We start from the raw sequence: 16,741 nt of genomic DNA on the forward strand, positions 1-16,741 counted from the left end.
TAAGCATATGATCAATAAAAGAAAAGCGGCCTGCGTGTTATCATTATTCATGATGGCATTTACAGGTCAGCTATTTTCGCAACAAAAAGATTATCCTATACAGCCAGTGTCGTTTACCAGTGTTCACGTGAACGATAATTTCTGGCAGCCAAAAATGGAAGTTAATGCCAATGTTACCATCCCTTATGTATTGGCGCAATGCAAGGCTAACGGTCGCATGGACAACTTTTTAAGAGCCGCCAAAAAATTGGATGGCGATAAGCTAAGCGAATTTCCTTTCGATGATACCGATGTGTATAAGGCCATTGAAGGAGCCTCCTACTCCATGCAAAACAAAGCCAATCCTACGCTGGATAAATATATTGATACACTGATCAGTGTGATAGGCGCAGCCCAGGAACCGGATGGTTACCTGTACACCTTTCGTACGGTAAATGCAAAAAAACCGCATGAATGGATTGGCGCCAAACGCTGGGTACAAGAGGAAGTACTGAGCCATGAGCTGTATGATTGCGGGCATTTGTACGAAGCCGCCGTTGCCCATTACCAGGCCACAGGTAAACGAACATTGCTTAATATCGCCATAAAAAATGCCGATCTGCTGGTTAAGGTTTTCGGTCCGGGTAAACTGGAGGAATATCCCGGCCACCAGATCGTAGAGATCGGCTTATCAAAAATGTACCGGGTTACCGGCAACAAACAATACTTGGATCTGGCTAAATTTTTCCTGGATGTACGCGGTCCTAAAGGCGATGCTTACAACCAGGCTGATAAAAAAGTGGTCGACCAGCATGAAGCAGAAGGGCATGCGGTAAGGGCAGCTTATATGTATACAGGCATGGCAGATATTGCCGCACTAACCGGCGATACCAAATATTTAGCCGCTATTGATGATATATGGGGCGATGTGGTTAACAAAAAACTCTATATCACGGGTGGTATAGGTGCAACCGGTAATGGCGAGGCTTTTGGGGATGCTTACCAGCTGCCAAATATGTCGGCTTATGCAGAAACCTGCGCGGCCATTGGTAATGTGTACTGGAACAACCGGATGTTTTTGCTGCACGGAGATTCAAAATATATTGATGTATTGGAACGAACGCTTTACAATGGCCTGCTTTCGGGTGTTTCTTTAAGTGGCGACCGTTTCTTTTATCCCAATCCGCTGGCATCAATGTCACAGCACCAGCGTAGCGCCTGGATCAGCTGTGCCTGTTGTATCAGCAACATGACCCGCTTTTTACCATCGTTGCCGGGCTATGTTTATGCCAAAAACAAAAACGACCTGTATATCAACCTGTTCATGGGCAATTCCAGCAATATTAAACTGGCTTCGGGCAATGTGAACATCATACAGACAACCGATTATCCATGGAAAGGTAAAGTTGATATTACGGTTAATCCTGAGAAAAGCCTTGATTTTACCTTAAGGATACGCATACCGGGTTGGGCTAAACAGGAGCCGGTACCGGGTAACCTATACACCTTTATGGATAAAAAAGTATTGCCGGTTATGTTATCCATCAATGGCCAACCGCAATCATTTATTACCGAAAAAGGCTATGCCGTATTAAAACGAACCTGGAAAAAAGGCGATCAGGTTTCTCTTTTGTTACCGATGAAAACCGAAAAAGTATTAGCAAATCCATTAGTTAAGGATGATAAAAATCGCTTTGCATTTGAACGAGGCCCGGTTGTTTACTGTTTGGAAGGCCCTGATAATAAGGACAGCCTGGTGCAAAATATCATGGTTGACACAAACGCCATTGCCAACGCAAATTATCGTGCCGATTTGCTCAACGGCGTTGATGTAATAAGCGCGGCAGGCAAAAGCACCAAGCGCCAGTTAAACAGCGATCAACTGATTGAAGCCAACCAGCAGGTAAAAGCCATCCCTTACTATGCCTGGGCAAACCGTGGGCCAAGTGAAATGACCGTATGGATTCCTTACGAAGCTTCGGCTGCGCGGCCCAAACCTGCGCCAACTATAGCAAGTACCAGTAAGGTAACATCATCATTAAAAAACACAAAAATGTATGCGGCCATCAAAGATCAGTATGAACCCGCCGACTCTAAGGATGCCAGTTACCCTTACCTGCATTGGTGGCCAGCCAAAAACACCGGCGAATATGTTCAATATGATTTTGATACCGCACACACGGTTGGCGAATCAAAAGTTTACTGGTTTGATGATGGCCCATGGGGCGGCTGTCGTATACCTGCATCATACAAAATATTGTATCTGAAAGATGGTCAATGGGTGCCGGTAAAAAACACGATACCGTATATCATTAGTAAAGACAGCTTTAATACGGTGACTTTTGAACCGGTGAACACCACCGCTTTACGAATGGAAATTCAGCTGCCAGTAGATAATTCTTCCGGTATACATGAGTGGGTTGTTAAATAGCAGCAAAAAGCCCTTAGCACATATACTAAGGGCTTTTTTATTTATTACATTTACATATAACCTATTTTATGGCAACAGTAGCATTAGGCAGTTCTGCCGGTAAATGGATCATGGTTTCCTCCATCATGGCCTCGGCTATGGCTTTTATTGACAGCACGGCACTTAATGTAGTGTTGCCATCACTGCAACAAAGCCTGAATGCCACAGGCACCGACTTATTTTGGATACTGAATGCTTATCTGTTGATGTTGGCCGCCCTGATCATGATAGGCGGCGCTCTGGGCGACAAACTTGGCCGGAAAAAGATCTTTATGACCGGTATCTTTATTTTCATTGTGGGTTCTGCAACCTGCGGCTTTGCTCCCGATGTTAAATTATTGATTGCATGCAGGATGTTACAGGGCATCGGCGGCGCACTGATGATACCTGGTAGTTTGTCCCTGATCTCCTCATCTATTAACGAAAAAGAGCGTGGTAAAGCCATTGGCACCTGGTCGGCCTTTACTACGGTGGTTACTTTAGGCGGCCCTGTTTTAGGAGGCGCTTTTGGCGATGCCGGTTTGTGGCGTTATATATTTTTCATCAACGTTCCGATAGGTATAGTAGCACTTTTTATCCTTTGGTTTAAGATAAAAGAGAGTCGGGACGAAACAAACACTCAGACTATCGATTTTCCCGGGGCTATTTCAATTGCGCTTGGTTTGGCAGCGCTTACTTTTGGCTTTTTGCGCGTACCGGCAGTTGGATTTGGTCATTGGCAGGTATATACTTCGTTAACAACAGGCATAGTGCTATTGACCGTTTTCATCCTTATCGAAAGCAAAAGCACCCACCCTATGATGCCTTTAACGCTATTTAGAAACATGACTTTCAGTGGCGTTAACCTGCTTACTTTTTTCCTGTATGCCGGGCTCAGCGCAGCTATGCTGTTTCTTCCCTTAAACCTGGTACAGATACAGGGTTATAGCCAGTTACAATCAGGTCTTACTTTTTTACCATTTACCATATTGATGATCGGCATGGCCCGTTTTGCAGGAGGCATGGCAGATAAGCATGGCCCCAGATTATTATTGATAAGCGGCCCTGCAACTGCTGGTATTGGCTTACTGATCTTATCTTTTGTTAAACAAACTAATGGCCCGGCAGATTACTGGACTACCTTTTTTCCGGGTATTATTGTTTTCGGTACCGGTATTGCATTCACGGTGGCGCCACTTACAGCCGCGGTGATGGGTTCGGTAAGTGATCATTTTTCGGGAACCGCTTCCGGCGTGAACAATGCCCTTTCGCGTATTGCCAATGTTTTCGCCAATGCTATTTTAGGGGCTTTGGCGGTTTTATTTTTCACAGGGGCACTGCAACAGGACATTCAGAACATCCCTTTAAATGAAAAACAAAAACAAACGGTGATGGCACAAGCCACTAACCTAGGCGATGCCAAAGTACCCGCAGATTTTAACACTCATAATCAGCAGATTATTAAAAAGCTGTACCATTCTGGCTTCATCAGCGTTTATGCCCGGGTAATGCAACTATCTGCTTTGCTTGCTTTTTTAGGCGCGTTGATGTCGTTCCTGTTTATTAAAAACAGTATGGTAAAAAAGGAGACGTCCTCCTAATTTAACAGCTTTTGCGCCCTGAATAAGTTGTCGGTATTCTGCAGTATTTTAGCTTTGAGTTTTGGATTGTAATGAGGATGTGTATTTAAAAAGTCATTAACAACTTTGGCAGCTTGCTTATCCTGATAGTAACCAAAAACAGCCTGCAACCATGATTGTGGGAAGAAAATATCACCTGTTTTCTGTATCTCCTCCACCATCTCCAAGCTTTTTGCCAGATATTTCTCAGATGTTTTTTGCCTTAAGGGGTGATGTAAATAAACCAATGCCGTGGTTACCCATGCTTCTTTTTGCCTGTTCTTCACCTCTTGCAAACTGTTAAAAAACGCGTCCCGCTCCTGTTCATTCAATGATAGGGCCGGCATTAAAAACTCCAGTCGCTTTTTACGATCGGCATTGGCTATTCTTGTTTCCTGCATCTGCAATACGCCTGTCGCCGAATCGCTTTTTAATGCGATACTCAGTGCCAGGGAGGTGTAATCATCCTCATTTAATTTGACACCTAATGGTGGTTTTTGCAGCTGCCAGATGGTGTAGATATTCTTTTTGGCTGCATCCGTTAAATAAACATCCTGATACGCCCTGAAAAGCACTTTTTTATTATTAGGCTTATCCTGTTGCTGCAATGCCGACCATAAACCCTCCTCCAATTCGGCAGCCATAGCATTGCGATCTGCAGGCGCGATAAACTCCCAGTAAATATTGCCGATATAACCGGTTAGCAATCTCAAATTAGTTTCTTCCTTTTCTAAAGTTAATCCTTTCGAAAAGATGCTCAGCAACTCTTGCGGTTTAAAGTAACGGCCTGCTAACATGTTTTCATAAGCCGAAATATAAAGCGAGGCCCTTTGTAAAGGATTATTGATCCGGAATAAACTATCCGTGCTCCCCTTATCTACCGGGAACAAACCATACCCTATCCCATTTGAATTAAAAACCATGTATAATGGTTTATCAAGGCCCACGACTTCTTTCAGGTCAATACTGGGCCCTTTCATATTCACAGTGATATTTTTAGTGTAAGATGGATAAACCATGGTTATATTGAACGATTGTGGCCAAACCCGCATGGCTCCAAATTCCGGATGCTGCGTTATCTTAAAATCGCTGATCTTATTTCCCGTATAACTTACCTTTTCGTCAAATACCGGTCGGCCGGGTTGGTTCACCCACACTTTATTCCAGGTGTACAGATCTGTTGTGGTGTGTTTGCTCAGAATAGCAATCAAATCATTCCAGGTAGCGTTGCCATAAGCGTATTTTTTCAGATACTCTTGTATCCCTTGTCTGAATTTTTCTTTTCCCATCAACAGCTCCAACTGCTGCATCATAATGGGTGCTTTGTGATAAATGATATTACCATATAGTGAACCGGCATCTTTCAGATTATCCAGTTCCTGCCGTATGGGATTGGCACCTTGTGTACGGTCGATACTATAAGCCGCAGGGTAATGATCCTGTAGGAATTTCAGATCAAAAGTTTCGCTGCCCATCAGCTTTTCGGTTATTTTATCGGCCATAAAATTGGCAAACACCTCTTTCATCCATACATCATTGAACCACTGCATAGTTACCATATCGCCAAACCACATATGCGCGGTTTCATGCGAGAACAGGTTCGACCGGGATATGATCATATCTTTGGTGGCACCATCATCCAGAAATACCGCTGAAGCTTTATACTGTACCTCGCCCGGGTGCTCCATACCGCCAAACTGAAAATCGGGTATAGCTATAAAGCCTATTTTCTGAAATGGGAACGGAATACCCGTCCACTGTTGCAAAAAGTCGATAGCATCTTTATGTGCTGTAAAAGTTGGATTAATACTTAATTTAGTTTTGGTAGTATCTGTTTCGCGGTATAAAAATTCTGCCTTTCTATTTCCCACAAGCTGTTTAACAGAATTGAATTTGCCGGCCGCAAATGAAAATAAATAAGTACTCAGCTTGTCCGACTTATTAAATCTGTAAGTTGTTCTGCCGCCCTGGCTTATAGAATCGGCAATAGCTACGTTGGCCAACGCCCTCCATCCAGCCTGTACGGTGAGCGTGAGCAGGTAGTTGGCTTTCAGATCAGGCTGATCAAAGCAGGCAAAAACCGTGCGAGCCCTATCGGGTACAAACAAGGCGTATAAATAATCGTCGTTACGGTTCAGCGACTGATCGCCAGTAGTAAATTGAAGCGAAATTGTATTTTTACCTACACGCAGAAATCCAGGTGCTATCAGCAAATGTTCCTGCTCCCATTTTACAGGGACCTGCTTGTTATTCACCTGTATAGCATGAACTTTACCCGGACTTTGTTTCAGATCAAGCTGTAAGGGTTGATCGTTATGCTTTAAAACCAGGCTGATTGATTCCTTCGCCTCAATACCTTTATTTTTATCGGCAGGGATATCAAAATTAAGGGTGTATTGAATGTCACTGATCACCGAGTGCCTGTACCGGGCCAACGCCAACGATACACCAGGTTCAATTGCCGGGGCACTTATTTGAGCATAAGCTGTTACCGCATTAAAAATTACTAAAAATAAGATGATACCGCGTGTGTATATTTTTTTAAAGACCATAGGGATACATAACAGCCCGAAAGCAGGATCATCAAATTTATAAAAATGAACTTACTGTTCGCTATCAAAACAAGCTCATAAATACTTTCATGGCATTTGATTGCGGCAAGTCATTTCGATAAGCCATCAATGTGGTTAATACACCCGCTTCGCCCTCAATCCGATACGTTTTTAATTTCCGGTTATAATACATCTGGCTGAACAGATCCTCGGGCATTATGGTTATACCTATTCCGGCTTCCACAAAATTCACTATTCCTTCCAAAGTGTTCATTACGGTACACTGATAGTTAAAGATACCCTGATTTTTTAACCAGTCCTCCAGTTTGGGGCGATAGCTACAACCAACATCAAAAACAACAATTTTAATCTGACCTTTTTTAATATACTCCGACAGATCGGGATAATTTGCCGCGGTAGCGATAGCCAGTTTTTCTTCTTTGATGAGATGTACACCCAACTCTGGCGCAGTAATGGGAGCAGCTACAAAAGCGGCATCAAGTCGGTAGTTCAACACATCGTTAATCAGATTATTAGAGTTATCGGCCTTAAAGCTCAACATCACATCGGGGTACTTATCGGTAAACTCCTGTATTACTCCAGGTACTTTGAGCGCCATGGTGGTTTCAATACAGCCAATTTTAAGTGAGCCTGACAATTTATGAACATCTGATAGTTCCTTTTTTAAAGTTTCAGTAAGATGATTCAGCCTTTTACAGTACTGTATAAATATCTCTCCTGCCGATGTGAGTTCTACCGTGCGGGATGTTCTTTTAAACAACTGCACATTAAACTCCTCCTCCAGACTTTTTATACGCGCCGTTACGTTCGACTGAACTGTAAACATGGCTTCGGCAGCTTTGGTAAAATTACCATGAGTAGCCACCGCCTCAAATATTTTAAGATCATTACTATTCATAAATCACTTTTTATGATGTTTTATATTATTATTAATCGTTTTTAACAATCAAATATAGAATATAAATTTGATCTATGAAATCAATCACACAAACAAAATGGCAGTTCATATTACTGCTTTTCCTGGCCGGAATTTCATCCGTGTATGCCCAACAAATTAATTCTACAAAAAATAATCAAATGAAAACCACAGCAATCCACTACAACAAGGTTAAAGTAAACGACCTGAATATTTTTTACCGTGAGGCCGGTCCTAAAGAAGCTCCGGTGATCCTGCTGCTGCACGGATATCCCACTTCCTCATTTATGTTTCGTAAACTGATACCTATACTGGCCACCCAATATCATGTAATAGCGCCCGATCTGCCCGGCTTTGGTTTTTCAGATGCCCCCGATCCTAAAATCTATAGTTATACTTTTGATAACCTGGCCAAAGCGATGCAGGGCTTTATTGATAATTTAAAGCTCAAACGCTTCGCGGTTTATATCTTTGATTATGGCGCTCCTACCGGTCTGCGCCTGGCGCTGGCTAATCCCGAAAAAATAACAGGCATCATATCACAAAACGGTAATGCCTACGAGGAAGGATTAAGCACTGCGTGGAACCCGATACAGAAAGCATGGAACGATCCATCTCAGGTGAACCGCGATGCATTGAAAAGCTTTGTATCCTTGGATATGGTTAAGTTCCAATATGAAACCGGCGTGACTGATAAATCACTGATCGAACCAGAAGCTTATATATTAGATAAACACATTCTTGACCTGCCTGGTCATGTGGAAATTCAGGTAGACCTGATGGTTGATTACAAAAGCAATGTGTTGTTGTACCCCAAATTCCAGGCCTATTTCAGGGATAAAAAACCAAAGTTACTGGCTGTATGGGGTAAAAACGACCCTTTCTTTTTACCCGCCGGTGCCGAAGCCTATAAAAGAGATAACCCGAACGCAAAGGTAAAGTTTTATGATACAGGCCATTTTGCACTGGAAACCCATGCACAGGAAATTGGCGCCGATATTTTGGAATTTATGAAGGATCTGCCTAAGTAAGCTTAAGTCTGTTACAAAAACAAAAGGCCCGGCATGGTATACCGGGCTTTTTGTTTTTGATCAAGATTACAGCTTCATTTTCTTCTCGCCATCATCCACACCTTCAATAAATTTTATTAAACCGTTCATATAAGTTTGCTGATCATCATACATACTCATGTGACTGCCATTGGCGCAGTATAGGTAACTGCCATTTTGAAACTGAGTAGCCATCCACTGCATATGTGCGGGATCCATGGTATCGTATTTTGCTCCTATACTTAATGTCGGAACCGAAATTTTGGGAAGATCAGCCTTACGATCCCATTTCAGTAATTTGCCGGCAATGCCAAACTCACTCGGGCCCTGCATAGTTACATATAACGATTGATTGATCTTGTTGAAAGCCCGTAAAAGAGGCTCGGGCCATTGTTCAAACGGAAAACGGCATATGTGCTTTGAGTAATAATTGGGTATCAGTAACTGCATATACTCTGGGTTTTCAAAATCGCCTTTGGCTTCAATCGCTCTGATACGGGCCAGCACCTTGGGGTCTAATTGCTTAGCCAAAACGCTATCGGCATATTTCCCATAATCGGGGCAGCTGGCCATCATGTTAGAGATGATAAGCCCTTTTAAATTCTGCTGATATTTAAATGCGTATTCCAAGGCGAGGATACCACCCCATGAGTGGCCCAACAGGTAAAAATTGTCCTTATCTAGTTTAAGTGCCTGCCTTACCTGCTCCACCTCTTCTACATAACGGGGCAAACTCCACATAGCTGTATCTTTAGGATTGTCGGAATTTCCGGTGCCCAGTTGATCGTAATAGATGAGTTCAATACCCTCGGCCGGTAAAAAACTTTCCATGCATTCAAAATACTCATGGGTAGCGCCTGGCCCCCCGTTCAACAGTAACACTTTAATTTTAGGGTTATTACCTATTTTCTTTGTCCATACGTTAAACTTTCCTTTTGGCGTACTGATGGAAACCACTTGTACCCCGCCTAATTGTACACCTTTTGTGGTATCTTTTAAAAAGGAATGCAGGCTTAATTCGGTCTTCTGCGCAGCATTCGGGTCTTTGCATGCTGCTAACCAGGTAAGCGCAACAAAAAAAACGATCCTTAATTGTTTTATTTTCATAGTAAGTATTTGATATGACAGCAGGGTATAATCAATTGTACTATTTGTTATTTTTGAGTACTATCAATTGTATTATTTATTATTTAAAAGCAATAACCTATAAACGTTATAGTTATTATGGCTATTGTACAAAACCAGTAATATATTTTGATAAAGATTATTTCGCCATTCGTATTTTAAGCAAAGTGCTGTTGGTTGATTGCATTAAAGTTTATACATTTGCTGCATTACAGTTTCACATCAAAAACATGAAAAGAATATTAGGGCTTTTAATCACAACAATAGGCATATTAATAGTGGGCGGATTTTTCGTTTTCACACCAAATCATGCGTTTAACCCAGCTGATTCTGTCAGTGGAGTTCAGGCATCTGCTGGCATCGTTTACGGCGGATTTATCACCTTTGGTGTTGGTATGGTTATCTTTATATCAACTTTGCCATTCGCCGGAGAAAAATCAAGAAACTCTTAATTGATATAAATTCTTTTTCGCTATACAAAGGGCGGTCTGTTAACAGACCGCCCTTTGCTTTTTAAGACTATTCCCCAACCTTATTTCGCGTTACGCAATTGCCCCCGCATATTGTCACACTCACCCCCTTTTTTAATGTAATGACTTCAGGTAACTTTGATATAACAAAACAAACTAGTAGCGTAAATCACATTAAAACAAATTAAGGAGAATATATTATGCAAAAGATTACAACATGCCTTTGGTTCGACGGTAAGGACGGTAGAGTTCAGGAGGCCATCGATTTTTATACTTCGATATTCAAAAATTCAAAAATTTTAGACATCACCTATTATGGTGAAGGCCATCCACAATTGAAAGGACAGATCCTGGTTGCGAGATTTGTATTGGATGGTCAGGAACTCATGATACTGAATGGTGGCCCGGGGTTTCCATTCACTGAAGCGATATCACTATCGGTTGATTGCAAAACGCAGGAAGAGATCAATTTTTACTGGAACGCTCTACTTGCCGACGGCGGGAAAGAGAATCAGTGCGGCTGGCTGAAAGACAAATTTGGCTTATCATGGCAGGTAGCCACATCAGAAATAGAGCAAATGCTGAAAGACAAGGACACTAAAAAAGCAAACAATGTAATGATGGCTATGATGCAAATGGTTAAAATTGATATTCAGACATTGAGAGATGCATACATGCAAGCCTAGTTGATATCAATTCATTATATTTATCTGATATGAGAGGCTCAGATTTTCCGCCACCACGCAATGCCGATGAATATATTGCGCAGCAACCAGCATCATTCAGGCCTACGTTAAAAGAGTTGAGGCATATTATATTAACTACTGCTCCGCAGGCAACAGAAGTGATAAGCTACCAGTTGCCTTGTTACAAGTATCATTATATGCTGGTGGGGATTGGGGCAAATAAAAAATACTGTAGTTTTTATACCATGAGCCCCAGTTTGGTAAAGTCAATGAAAGAGGAACTTAAAGACGTCAAGGTATCAGGCTCTACACTACATTTTGCGCCGGGTGAATCCTTGCCTGTTGAACTTATCAAAAAGATCATATCAGAAAGAATGATGCAGAACGAAATGCTTGCTTTCTCCAGAAAAAAATAATTGAACACCGTTTTTAAAAAACGGTGTTCAATTATTTTTTTCAGTCACAACCACTTTGGCGGGCACCATCATAGAATGAATCATACAATGATAGGTATAGGTACCCGCTTTAGTAAACTTAAAAGTGTAAGTCTGGTTTTGCTGAATATTGCCGCTATCGAATGCACCAGAACCGTCTGTTACCGTGTGCGTCGAAACATCTTTGTTTGTCCAGGTTACTGATCCACCGGTTTTAAGGTTCAACACAGCTGGCGAAAAAGCAAAGCTTGCTATGGTTGCACTACCATCAACTACCGGTGTATCTCCATTTTTTGAAGTAGGGTTGTTGGTGTTTGATGACGATGTGCTTTTCCCGCAAGCAGTAAATAAAAGGACGCCTGCAAAAGCAATAAGTGTAATTTTGATAATTTTCATGATTTGGTTTTTTTATGTGCTGGAGTGATATATACCATACACGTATTAAAAAGCAAATCGGTTGTCTCAAGTGAGGCAACTATCGTATAGCAAATCAGAGTACTCTTAATGCGTTTTAGATTGATACTCTTTATTTGCCATTTCTAGGCTACCTTTTTCATTTACAGCATAATTTGAAATGGCTTTAGTCTGTACCGATTGATCGTCTTTATTTTCTCTTCTTTTTGGCCCTCGTAATGGTATTATTAAAATGCATAGAAAAATAAAAACCTTAATTATAGCTACCAACATAATCAGAAATTTTTGCAGCAATGATATAGCCACATTTACAATAGGATAAAGCACATGATTGGTTGAGCTTTGCAGATATTTAGCACATGGTTGATTAATCCTGGCTAACAAAGGCTAAGATAAAGAAATGATGAATAAATTAAAAATTTTGCCTAATTGTTATTCGGGCTGGGCCATAGCAGTGATAGCTTGTAGGAACCATGCCGCATGGGGCAACCATTGTTCTGTCCATCGCCATTCGTTGCCCTTGTCTTCGGTTTTAAAATCAATGCTGCTTCCATCGGGATTACCTTCTTTACCGGTAATGCCATTAGATATCCCGCCTTTGCCTGATCCGTGACCAAAGCTTGAGCTCATGTAAGGCACATTGTTTTTGCCAAACTGGTACATAAAACACACGGAATATGGGTTGCAGCCCAATATCCACGATAACTGATCGGATGCATAAACAGCAAGATCTTTTTTTACGCCCCAGCCACCTTTTTGCGGGTAAACCAAACGGCCTCCTACTATCGCAGCCGTAGCTAACGACCCCAACCGGGCGTTTTCACCCTGCCACCACCAGCCCGTTTCATTTTCATGAGGGATAAAAAAGCCATCTTTTATTTGATCGCGCAGGCGGAAGGTTTGCCTGGCATAACCAAAGGGATTACTCACCTCATTTGTTACCCTTAGGTTATAATCAAGTGCCTTTTTAATAACGGTTAACGCTGCAGCTCTTTCATTTTGCTCTTTTTCTTTACTTAAATACCGGCACAAAGCAATAATAGGTAATCCGGCATCAGACGCATGCCAGAACGGACGTCCCTGATCATTACTGATAAAGTAACCAGCGGAACTCATCCGTTTCTCGATATTTTGGGCCCGTTTGCGGGCTTCATCCTGATAAAACGAGCTATCGGTAGCTATCCAAAGTTCGGTTGCTGCCATTAAGGCACAATAATCGTCTATGATATTTTCTTTACCGTCATCGTCATATTTGGTATTATTAAGGAGCAGATGGGCATAAGCACGCTTAGCTGCGACAAGATACTCGGCCGATTTATAATCCCCATCCTTTTTCAAAGTCGATATACGGGCCAGAGCTGCTATTCCCATCCCACCACCTTCGCGAAAAGCGCATTGATATTCGTCCGTTGTAACACTGTTTGCTCTTAGCCCTACTATCCGGCGGGCTTTGGGATCTTTACTGAAATAGCTAAAAACGGTCATATAAAAATAACCTTCTTTGGATAACGAACGCATAATATAATCGCCGCCCCATAAAGCCTCATTGGTCATGCTATCATCGGCATGAAGCTGATGCAGTAAACCCGGTATAGTTTGCACCGCGTTAATCATTGACCACGTTACCAGCGGAATTTGCTGTGGCGACATATAATTAGCATAAGCCAGGTGCGAAAAATATTTACTTACATCTCCAGAAGCATCGCACCAGCCTCCACGCACATCTGCAGTTTTGTTGCTTCCATAAAGTATTACAGCCTTATCAACATCAAGTTCGGTAGGTGTATTGGCCCGTTGCTTATTATAATAACTAATGATAGATGGAATCGTATTCACTGCAAGTGCATTCTCGCTTACCTCAAAACCATCAGAAAGATAAGGCTTGCCGTTAAGGTTTATGCTTAGTTTATAGTTACCACTTTGTTTAAAGGATGAAAAATCCGCCTGATAAAAAAAGGCGTTCTTAACCCAATCATTAATTTGTTCGGGGCCTTTTAGCGTACCTGTAAAAACGAATTTCCCCGAGGAATTGATCAAATTAAATGATAACCCGCTTAATTTAATATCATTACGGATAACCGCCATTTTTGCTCCCCGAATATCAAAAGCAACCTGGTTAATATAAATTACAGGGGCTGCTTGAGTAATAAAAGCAAGCATAATGGAAAAACAGGTCAGGAATGTTTTGAGTTTAGAGGTGCGGTTCATTTTTTCTGCTAACAAAATTTATATGTGCAAATTACTAATTAATATTCCGCTGGTTTTAATGAGCTCTTTTAAATAGATGTTTGTTTGACCCTATATTACCTCTACAGTACACTATTAACAATTGCAAAACTCATCAAACAACTTATCATCCTCAATTTTCTTCATGAGAAATATTTGGACGGAAGTTTATTGAATAACATAGCCCCTTTACACATTAATTTACTTAGCTTTGAACAATCATGCGGTAACATTATGGAGAGCCTGCAGCTCACGGTTACTTTTAATTTAACAAACAATAGTTTTCAATAAATAGGATCAGGAAATATTGCCGGTTCTTATAATCGTTTTAATGCCCTTGTAGAATAATACCTCACAAGGGTTTCATTTTTTATAGAAGCATAGTATGGAAGAAAGAAAGTTTTTAGCTACCTGGCAAAGGTATATGCCGGTTATTCGTTTGCATTTGAAAAAGAGCCTGAATGAGGATCAGCAGTTTAAATTGAATATAACAGATTTTGAATCGGCTGGTGGCCGCAGTAAAACAGGATATACCTTTAACATCAGTATGGAAAATGGTAAAGTGACCAATAACATCAGCGGCTCACCTGTAGCGCGTGACTTGTACGAAGCTATCCGGACCGACGAAGCCGTAAAAGCTTTATTGCTGGATAAAAATGTTAAAATAAGTGTAGGCAAATCATTTATGCTCACCATAAAAACAACCCATCTTTCTACTTACAGATAGGTTTTAGAATATAAGAAAAGGAAATAACCCGTAGGTTATTTCCTTTTTTTATGAGGTCTTTTTGAGCTTTTGTGACCCTTTTTAGAGCTTGTATGTTTCTTTCGGCTTATTTTTCCATGTCCCCGTTTTGAAGTATGGCGAACATATGATCGCGCTTTAACCGGTTTAATACGAGGAACAAAATCAACAACCTCCGGATGGAAAGATGGATCAAAGGGGTTATAATAATAAATACCGGCAGCGTCGTAATTTTTAAAATCGGCTTTTAATTTATCGGTAAATGCCAGTTCATTCTTTTGTTCTGCTGAAGTCCATGCAGCCTCGGCCAGCCCTGCTATACGCGGAAACAGCATAAAATCAAGGCGTTTTTCTGATTCTATCCTTTCTGTCCAGAGATTAGCCTGTATCCCTACAATAAGTTTCGAATTCAGTTCCTCAGCGGACACTTGTCTGTCTGGAAAATTATAAACATCTGTTACTCTGTTTAATACGCCATTCCAATTTCTGCCGGCCACAAGCCCAGTATCCTGCAAAAAATCAAAGTAAAGCGGCAAACGCGGGCAAAGCACCACCTGGTAATTTTTTTGAAGCGCCAGATGCAGCTGGCCAGGAAGGTTTTGCCTCCACCAAAAAATGATCGTTTTATCAGGGGGTAAATTTCCACCGGTGGCTTCATCCCATGCCAGTATTTTACTATTCAGACTGGTAACGGTATCCGCCATCCGTTTAAAGAAGTACTGCTCCAGCTGGTTAACACCATCAAAATTCTTTTTTTGCATCATACGGGCAATAGCCGTATCCAAGGACCAGGCCTTAACACCATAAGCAACTTCATCCCCACCTAAATGGATCATGTGTGCCGGAAATAATGAATTGGTTTCTTTGATGATATCGGCCAGGTATTGATAAGTTTTTTCATTGGCCGGGTTGAAAGTAAAATTGGGATAACCGGCAACACTTCCACCTGAAAATTCCGGATAAGCTTTATTTGCGGCTGTTGCATGACCCGGCATGTCAATTTCTGGTATTACCGTGATAAACCGTTGTACTGCGTAAGCTACAATGTCGTGGATATCATCCTGTGTATAGTATTTGGCTTCCACAGATGTATCGCTGTAATTGCCTATACCTCCTATGGTTGCCAGTTTAGGATATTTTTTGATCTCGATGCGCCAGCCCTGAACATCGGTCAGGTGCCAGTGAAACTTATTCAATTTATAATAAGCCATCCAGTCAAGCAATTGTTTTACCTTTTGTTTGCCAAAAAAATGCCTTGACTCATCGAGCATAAGGCCTCGCCATTGATAACGTGGTGCATCCGCTATTCTGCAGTCTTGCAAACATAAATTATTGTCATTATCTGCCTGCTGATCCTTTATAAGCTGCAATAATGATATTAATCCATAAAAAATACCCTCTTTATTTGATGCCGAAACAGTAATATGTTCTGCTGCTATGTTTAATGTGTAAGCACCTGTTATTGATGATGAGCTAGTTAATACCAGATCAATCAAGCTTCCGGAACCTGTACTATTTTGTACAAGAGCAATACCTTTCGCTTTATATACTTCTTTCTGAAAATAAGTAACTAAGGCCAGCAACGTAGTATCATTAGTGCCAATAGTGGTGCGGTTATTCAAATAAAATTGACCAACTCCCCTGCTAACCGACTGTGGTTGTGGGATAATGTTTAAGTTTTGGGCTTTTACGCAAACAGAAAATAAAAGAAGTGCTGCTAATAGTTTAAATTTCATTCAATAAAAGTTCAAATCAATGCGGGTGCCGCTATGATAGCAAAAATATGGCTATTTCAAGGTAATTTATTTGCAATAAGTTAAAATCGGTAATATAATCGGGGTTTATGTAATTAAGCTGCCAGTTCCTTCTGAGCAACCACACCCCATATATTTTTCGTATTATATAATAATATTTCGCAGTCAATAAATACACTAACTACAGCCTAAATATGCCCCCAACAAATACACTATCCATAGGGGTACTTATAGATAAATTCAACTTTTTTATAGCTAAACCGCAAACGTTTTCGTAAATAAATCACTCATCAACAGCTTGT

At 41.2% G+C, this 16,741-nt stretch carries 14 protein-coding genes; 7 read left to right on the forward strand and 7 right to left on the reverse strand.

The features are described 5' to 3' along the window. The first annotated feature begins 7 nt into the window (after window positions 1-7). Together BW976_RS00475 and BW976_RS00480 are read left to right on the forward strand one after the other, a co-directional pair. Window positions 8-2,410, forward strand: coding sequence for a glycoside hydrolase family 127 protein (locus tag BW976_RS00475; protein ID WP_076369328.1), 2,403 nt, complete (start codon window positions 8-10; stop codon window positions 2,408-2,410). 68 nt (window positions 2,411-2,478) lie between these two features. Next, window positions 2,479-4,029, forward strand: a complete 1,551-nt coding sequence (locus BW976_RS00480; protein ID WP_076369330.1) for an MFS transporter — start codon at window positions 2,479-2,481, stop codon at window positions 4,027-4,029. Here BW976_RS00480 and BW976_RS00485 read toward each other — a convergent pair. Both BW976_RS00485 and BW976_RS00490 read right to left on the reverse strand, forming a co-directional pair. Continuing rightward, window positions 4,026-6,599 (reverse strand): M1 family metallopeptidase, encoded by a 2,574-nt coding sequence (locus BW976_RS00485; RefSeq protein ID WP_076369332.1) that lies wholly within the window; start codon window positions 6,597-6,599, stop codon window positions 4,026-4,028. The two genes, BW976_RS00480 and BW976_RS00485, sit on opposite strands and share 4 nt — an antisense overlap. A gap of 64 nt (window positions 6,600-6,663) precedes the next feature. Then, on the reverse strand, window positions 6,664-7,518 hold the full coding sequence (locus tag BW976_RS00490; RefSeq protein ID WP_076369334.1) for a LysR family transcriptional regulator: 855 nt from the start codon (window positions 7,516-7,518) through the stop codon (window positions 6,664-6,666). A gap of 179 nt (window positions 7,519-7,697) precedes the next feature. Here BW976_RS00490 and BW976_RS00495 point away from each other — a divergent pair, with 179 nt between their 5' ends. Next, window positions 7,698-8,567 carry an alpha/beta fold hydrolase gene (locus tag BW976_RS00495; protein WP_076370563.1) on the forward strand — a complete coding sequence of 290 codons (870 nt, stop codon included), beginning with the start codon at window positions 7,698-7,700 and terminating at the stop codon, window positions 8,565-8,567. 66 nt (window positions 8,568-8,633) lie between these two features. On the opposite strand, the gene BW976_RS00500 is transcribed toward BW976_RS00495, so the two are convergent. Then, window positions 8,634-9,692: a proline iminopeptidase-family hydrolase gene (locus BW976_RS00500; protein WP_076369336.1), complete on the reverse strand. Its 1,059-nt coding sequence runs from the start codon at window positions 9,690-9,692 to the stop codon at window positions 8,634-8,636. A gap of 14 nt (window positions 9,693-9,706) precedes the next feature. Here BW976_RS00500 and BW976_RS00505 point away from each other — a divergent pair, with 14 nt between their 5' ends. The 3 genes from BW976_RS00505 to BW976_RS00515 all read left to right on the forward strand — a co-directional run bounded on the left by BW976_RS00505 (window position 9,707) and on the right by BW976_RS00515 (window position 11,282). Next, window positions 9,707-10,162, forward strand: a complete 456-nt coding sequence (locus BW976_RS00505; protein ID WP_076369338.1) for a hypothetical protein — start codon at window positions 9,707-9,709, stop codon at window positions 10,160-10,162. Between the two features lie 218 nt (window positions 10,163-10,380). After that, window positions 10,381-10,866, forward strand: coding sequence for a VOC family protein (locus BW976_RS00510; RefSeq protein WP_076369340.1), 486 nt, complete (start codon window positions 10,381-10,383; stop codon window positions 10,864-10,866). A gap of 29 nt (window positions 10,867-10,895) precedes the next feature. Continuing rightward, window positions 10,896-11,282 carry an iron chaperone gene (locus BW976_RS00515; RefSeq protein ID WP_076369342.1) on the forward strand — a complete coding sequence of 129 codons (387 nt, stop codon included), beginning with the start codon at window positions 10,896-10,898 and terminating at the stop codon, window positions 11,280-11,282. A gap of 27 nt (window positions 11,283-11,309) precedes the next feature. Here BW976_RS00515 and BW976_RS00520 read toward each other — a convergent pair whose 3' ends face one another. From BW976_RS00520 to BW976_RS00530, 3 genes are all read right to left on the reverse strand, one after another. Beyond that, the gene (locus BW976_RS00520) at window positions 11,310-11,696 is read right to left on the reverse strand and encodes a cupredoxin domain-containing protein (RefSeq protein WP_084191988.1); all 387 of its coding nucleotides are present in this window, start codon (window positions 11,694-11,696) and stop codon (window positions 11,310-11,312) included. A 105-nt stretch (window positions 11,697-11,801) separates the two neighbouring features. Further along, window positions 11,802-12,098, reverse strand: coding sequence for a hypothetical protein (locus tag BW976_RS00525; protein ID WP_076369344.1), 297 nt, complete (start codon window positions 12,096-12,098; stop codon window positions 11,802-11,804). A gap of 48 nt (window positions 12,099-12,146) precedes the next feature. After that, the gene (locus BW976_RS00530) at window positions 12,147-13,922 is read right to left on the reverse strand and encodes a glycoside hydrolase family 9 protein (protein ID WP_084191989.1); all 1,776 of its coding nucleotides are present in this window, start codon (window positions 13,920-13,922) and stop codon (window positions 12,147-12,149) included. A 403-nt stretch (window positions 13,923-14,325) separates the two neighbouring features. On the opposite strand from BW976_RS00530, the gene BW976_RS00535 reads away from it, so the two are divergent. Next, the gene (locus BW976_RS00535; RefSeq protein WP_076369346.1) at window positions 14,326-14,667 is read left to right on the forward strand and encodes a hypothetical protein; all 342 of its coding nucleotides are present in this window, start codon (window positions 14,326-14,328) and stop codon (window positions 14,665-14,667) included. 35 nt (window positions 14,668-14,702) lie between these two features. On the opposite strand, the gene BW976_RS00540 is transcribed toward BW976_RS00535, so the two are convergent. Then, window positions 14,703-16,421 (reverse strand): beta-N-acetylhexosaminidase, encoded by a 1,719-nt coding sequence (locus BW976_RS00540; RefSeq protein ID WP_076369348.1) that lies wholly within the window; start codon window positions 16,419-16,421, stop codon window positions 14,703-14,705. Window positions 16,422-16,741 lie beyond the last annotated feature (320 nt).

Source organism: Mucilaginibacter lappiensis (assembly GCF_900155965.1).
Lineage (GTDB): Bacteria > Bacteroidota > Bacteroidia > Sphingobacteriales > Sphingobacteriaceae > Mucilaginibacter > Mucilaginibacter lappiensis.

Coding starts and splice junctions, on each gene's coding strand:
- BW976_RS00475 (WP_076369328.1), top strand. CDS start 8: ATGATCAATAAAAGAAAAGCGGCCTGCGTGTTATCATTATTCATGATG.
- BW976_RS00480 (WP_076369330.1), top strand. CDS start 2,479: ATGGCAACAGTAGCATTAGGCAGTTCTGCCGGTAAATGGATCATGGTT.
- BW976_RS00485 (WP_076369332.1), bottom strand. CDS start 6,599: ATGGTCTTTAAAAAAATATACACACGCGGTATCATCTTATTTTTAGTA.
- BW976_RS00490 (WP_076369334.1), bottom strand. CDS start 7,518: ATGAATAGTAATGATCTTAAAATATTTGAGGCGGTGGCTACTCATGGT.
- BW976_RS00495 (WP_076370563.1), top strand. CDS start 7,698: ATGAAAACCACAGCAATCCACTACAACAAGGTTAAAGTAAACGACCTG.
- BW976_RS00500 (WP_076369336.1), bottom strand. CDS start 9,692: ATGAAAATAAAACAATTAAGGATCGTTTTTTTTGTTGCGCTTACCTGG.
- BW976_RS00505 (WP_076369338.1), top strand. CDS start 9,707: ATGACAGCAGGGTATAATCAATTGTACTATTTGTTATTTTTGAGTACT.
- BW976_RS00510 (WP_076369340.1), top strand. CDS start 10,381: ATGCAAAAGATTACAACATGCCTTTGGTTCGACGGTAAGGACGGTAGA.
- BW976_RS00515 (WP_076369342.1), top strand. CDS start 10,896: ATGAGAGGCTCAGATTTTCCGCCACCACGCAATGCCGATGAATATATT.
- BW976_RS00520 (WP_084191988.1), bottom strand. CDS start 11,696: ATGAAAATTATCAAAATTACACTTATTGCTTTTGCAGGCGTCCTTTTA.
- BW976_RS00530 (WP_084191989.1), bottom strand. CDS start 13,922: ATGAACCGCACCTCTAAACTCAAAACATTCCTGACCTGTTTTTCCATT.
- BW976_RS00535 (WP_076369346.1), top strand. CDS start 14,326: ATGGAAGAAAGAAAGTTTTTAGCTACCTGGCAAAGGTATATGCCGGTT.
- BW976_RS00540 (WP_076369348.1), bottom strand. CDS start 16,421: ATGAAATTTAAACTATTAGCAGCACTTCTTTTATTTTCTGTTTGCGTA.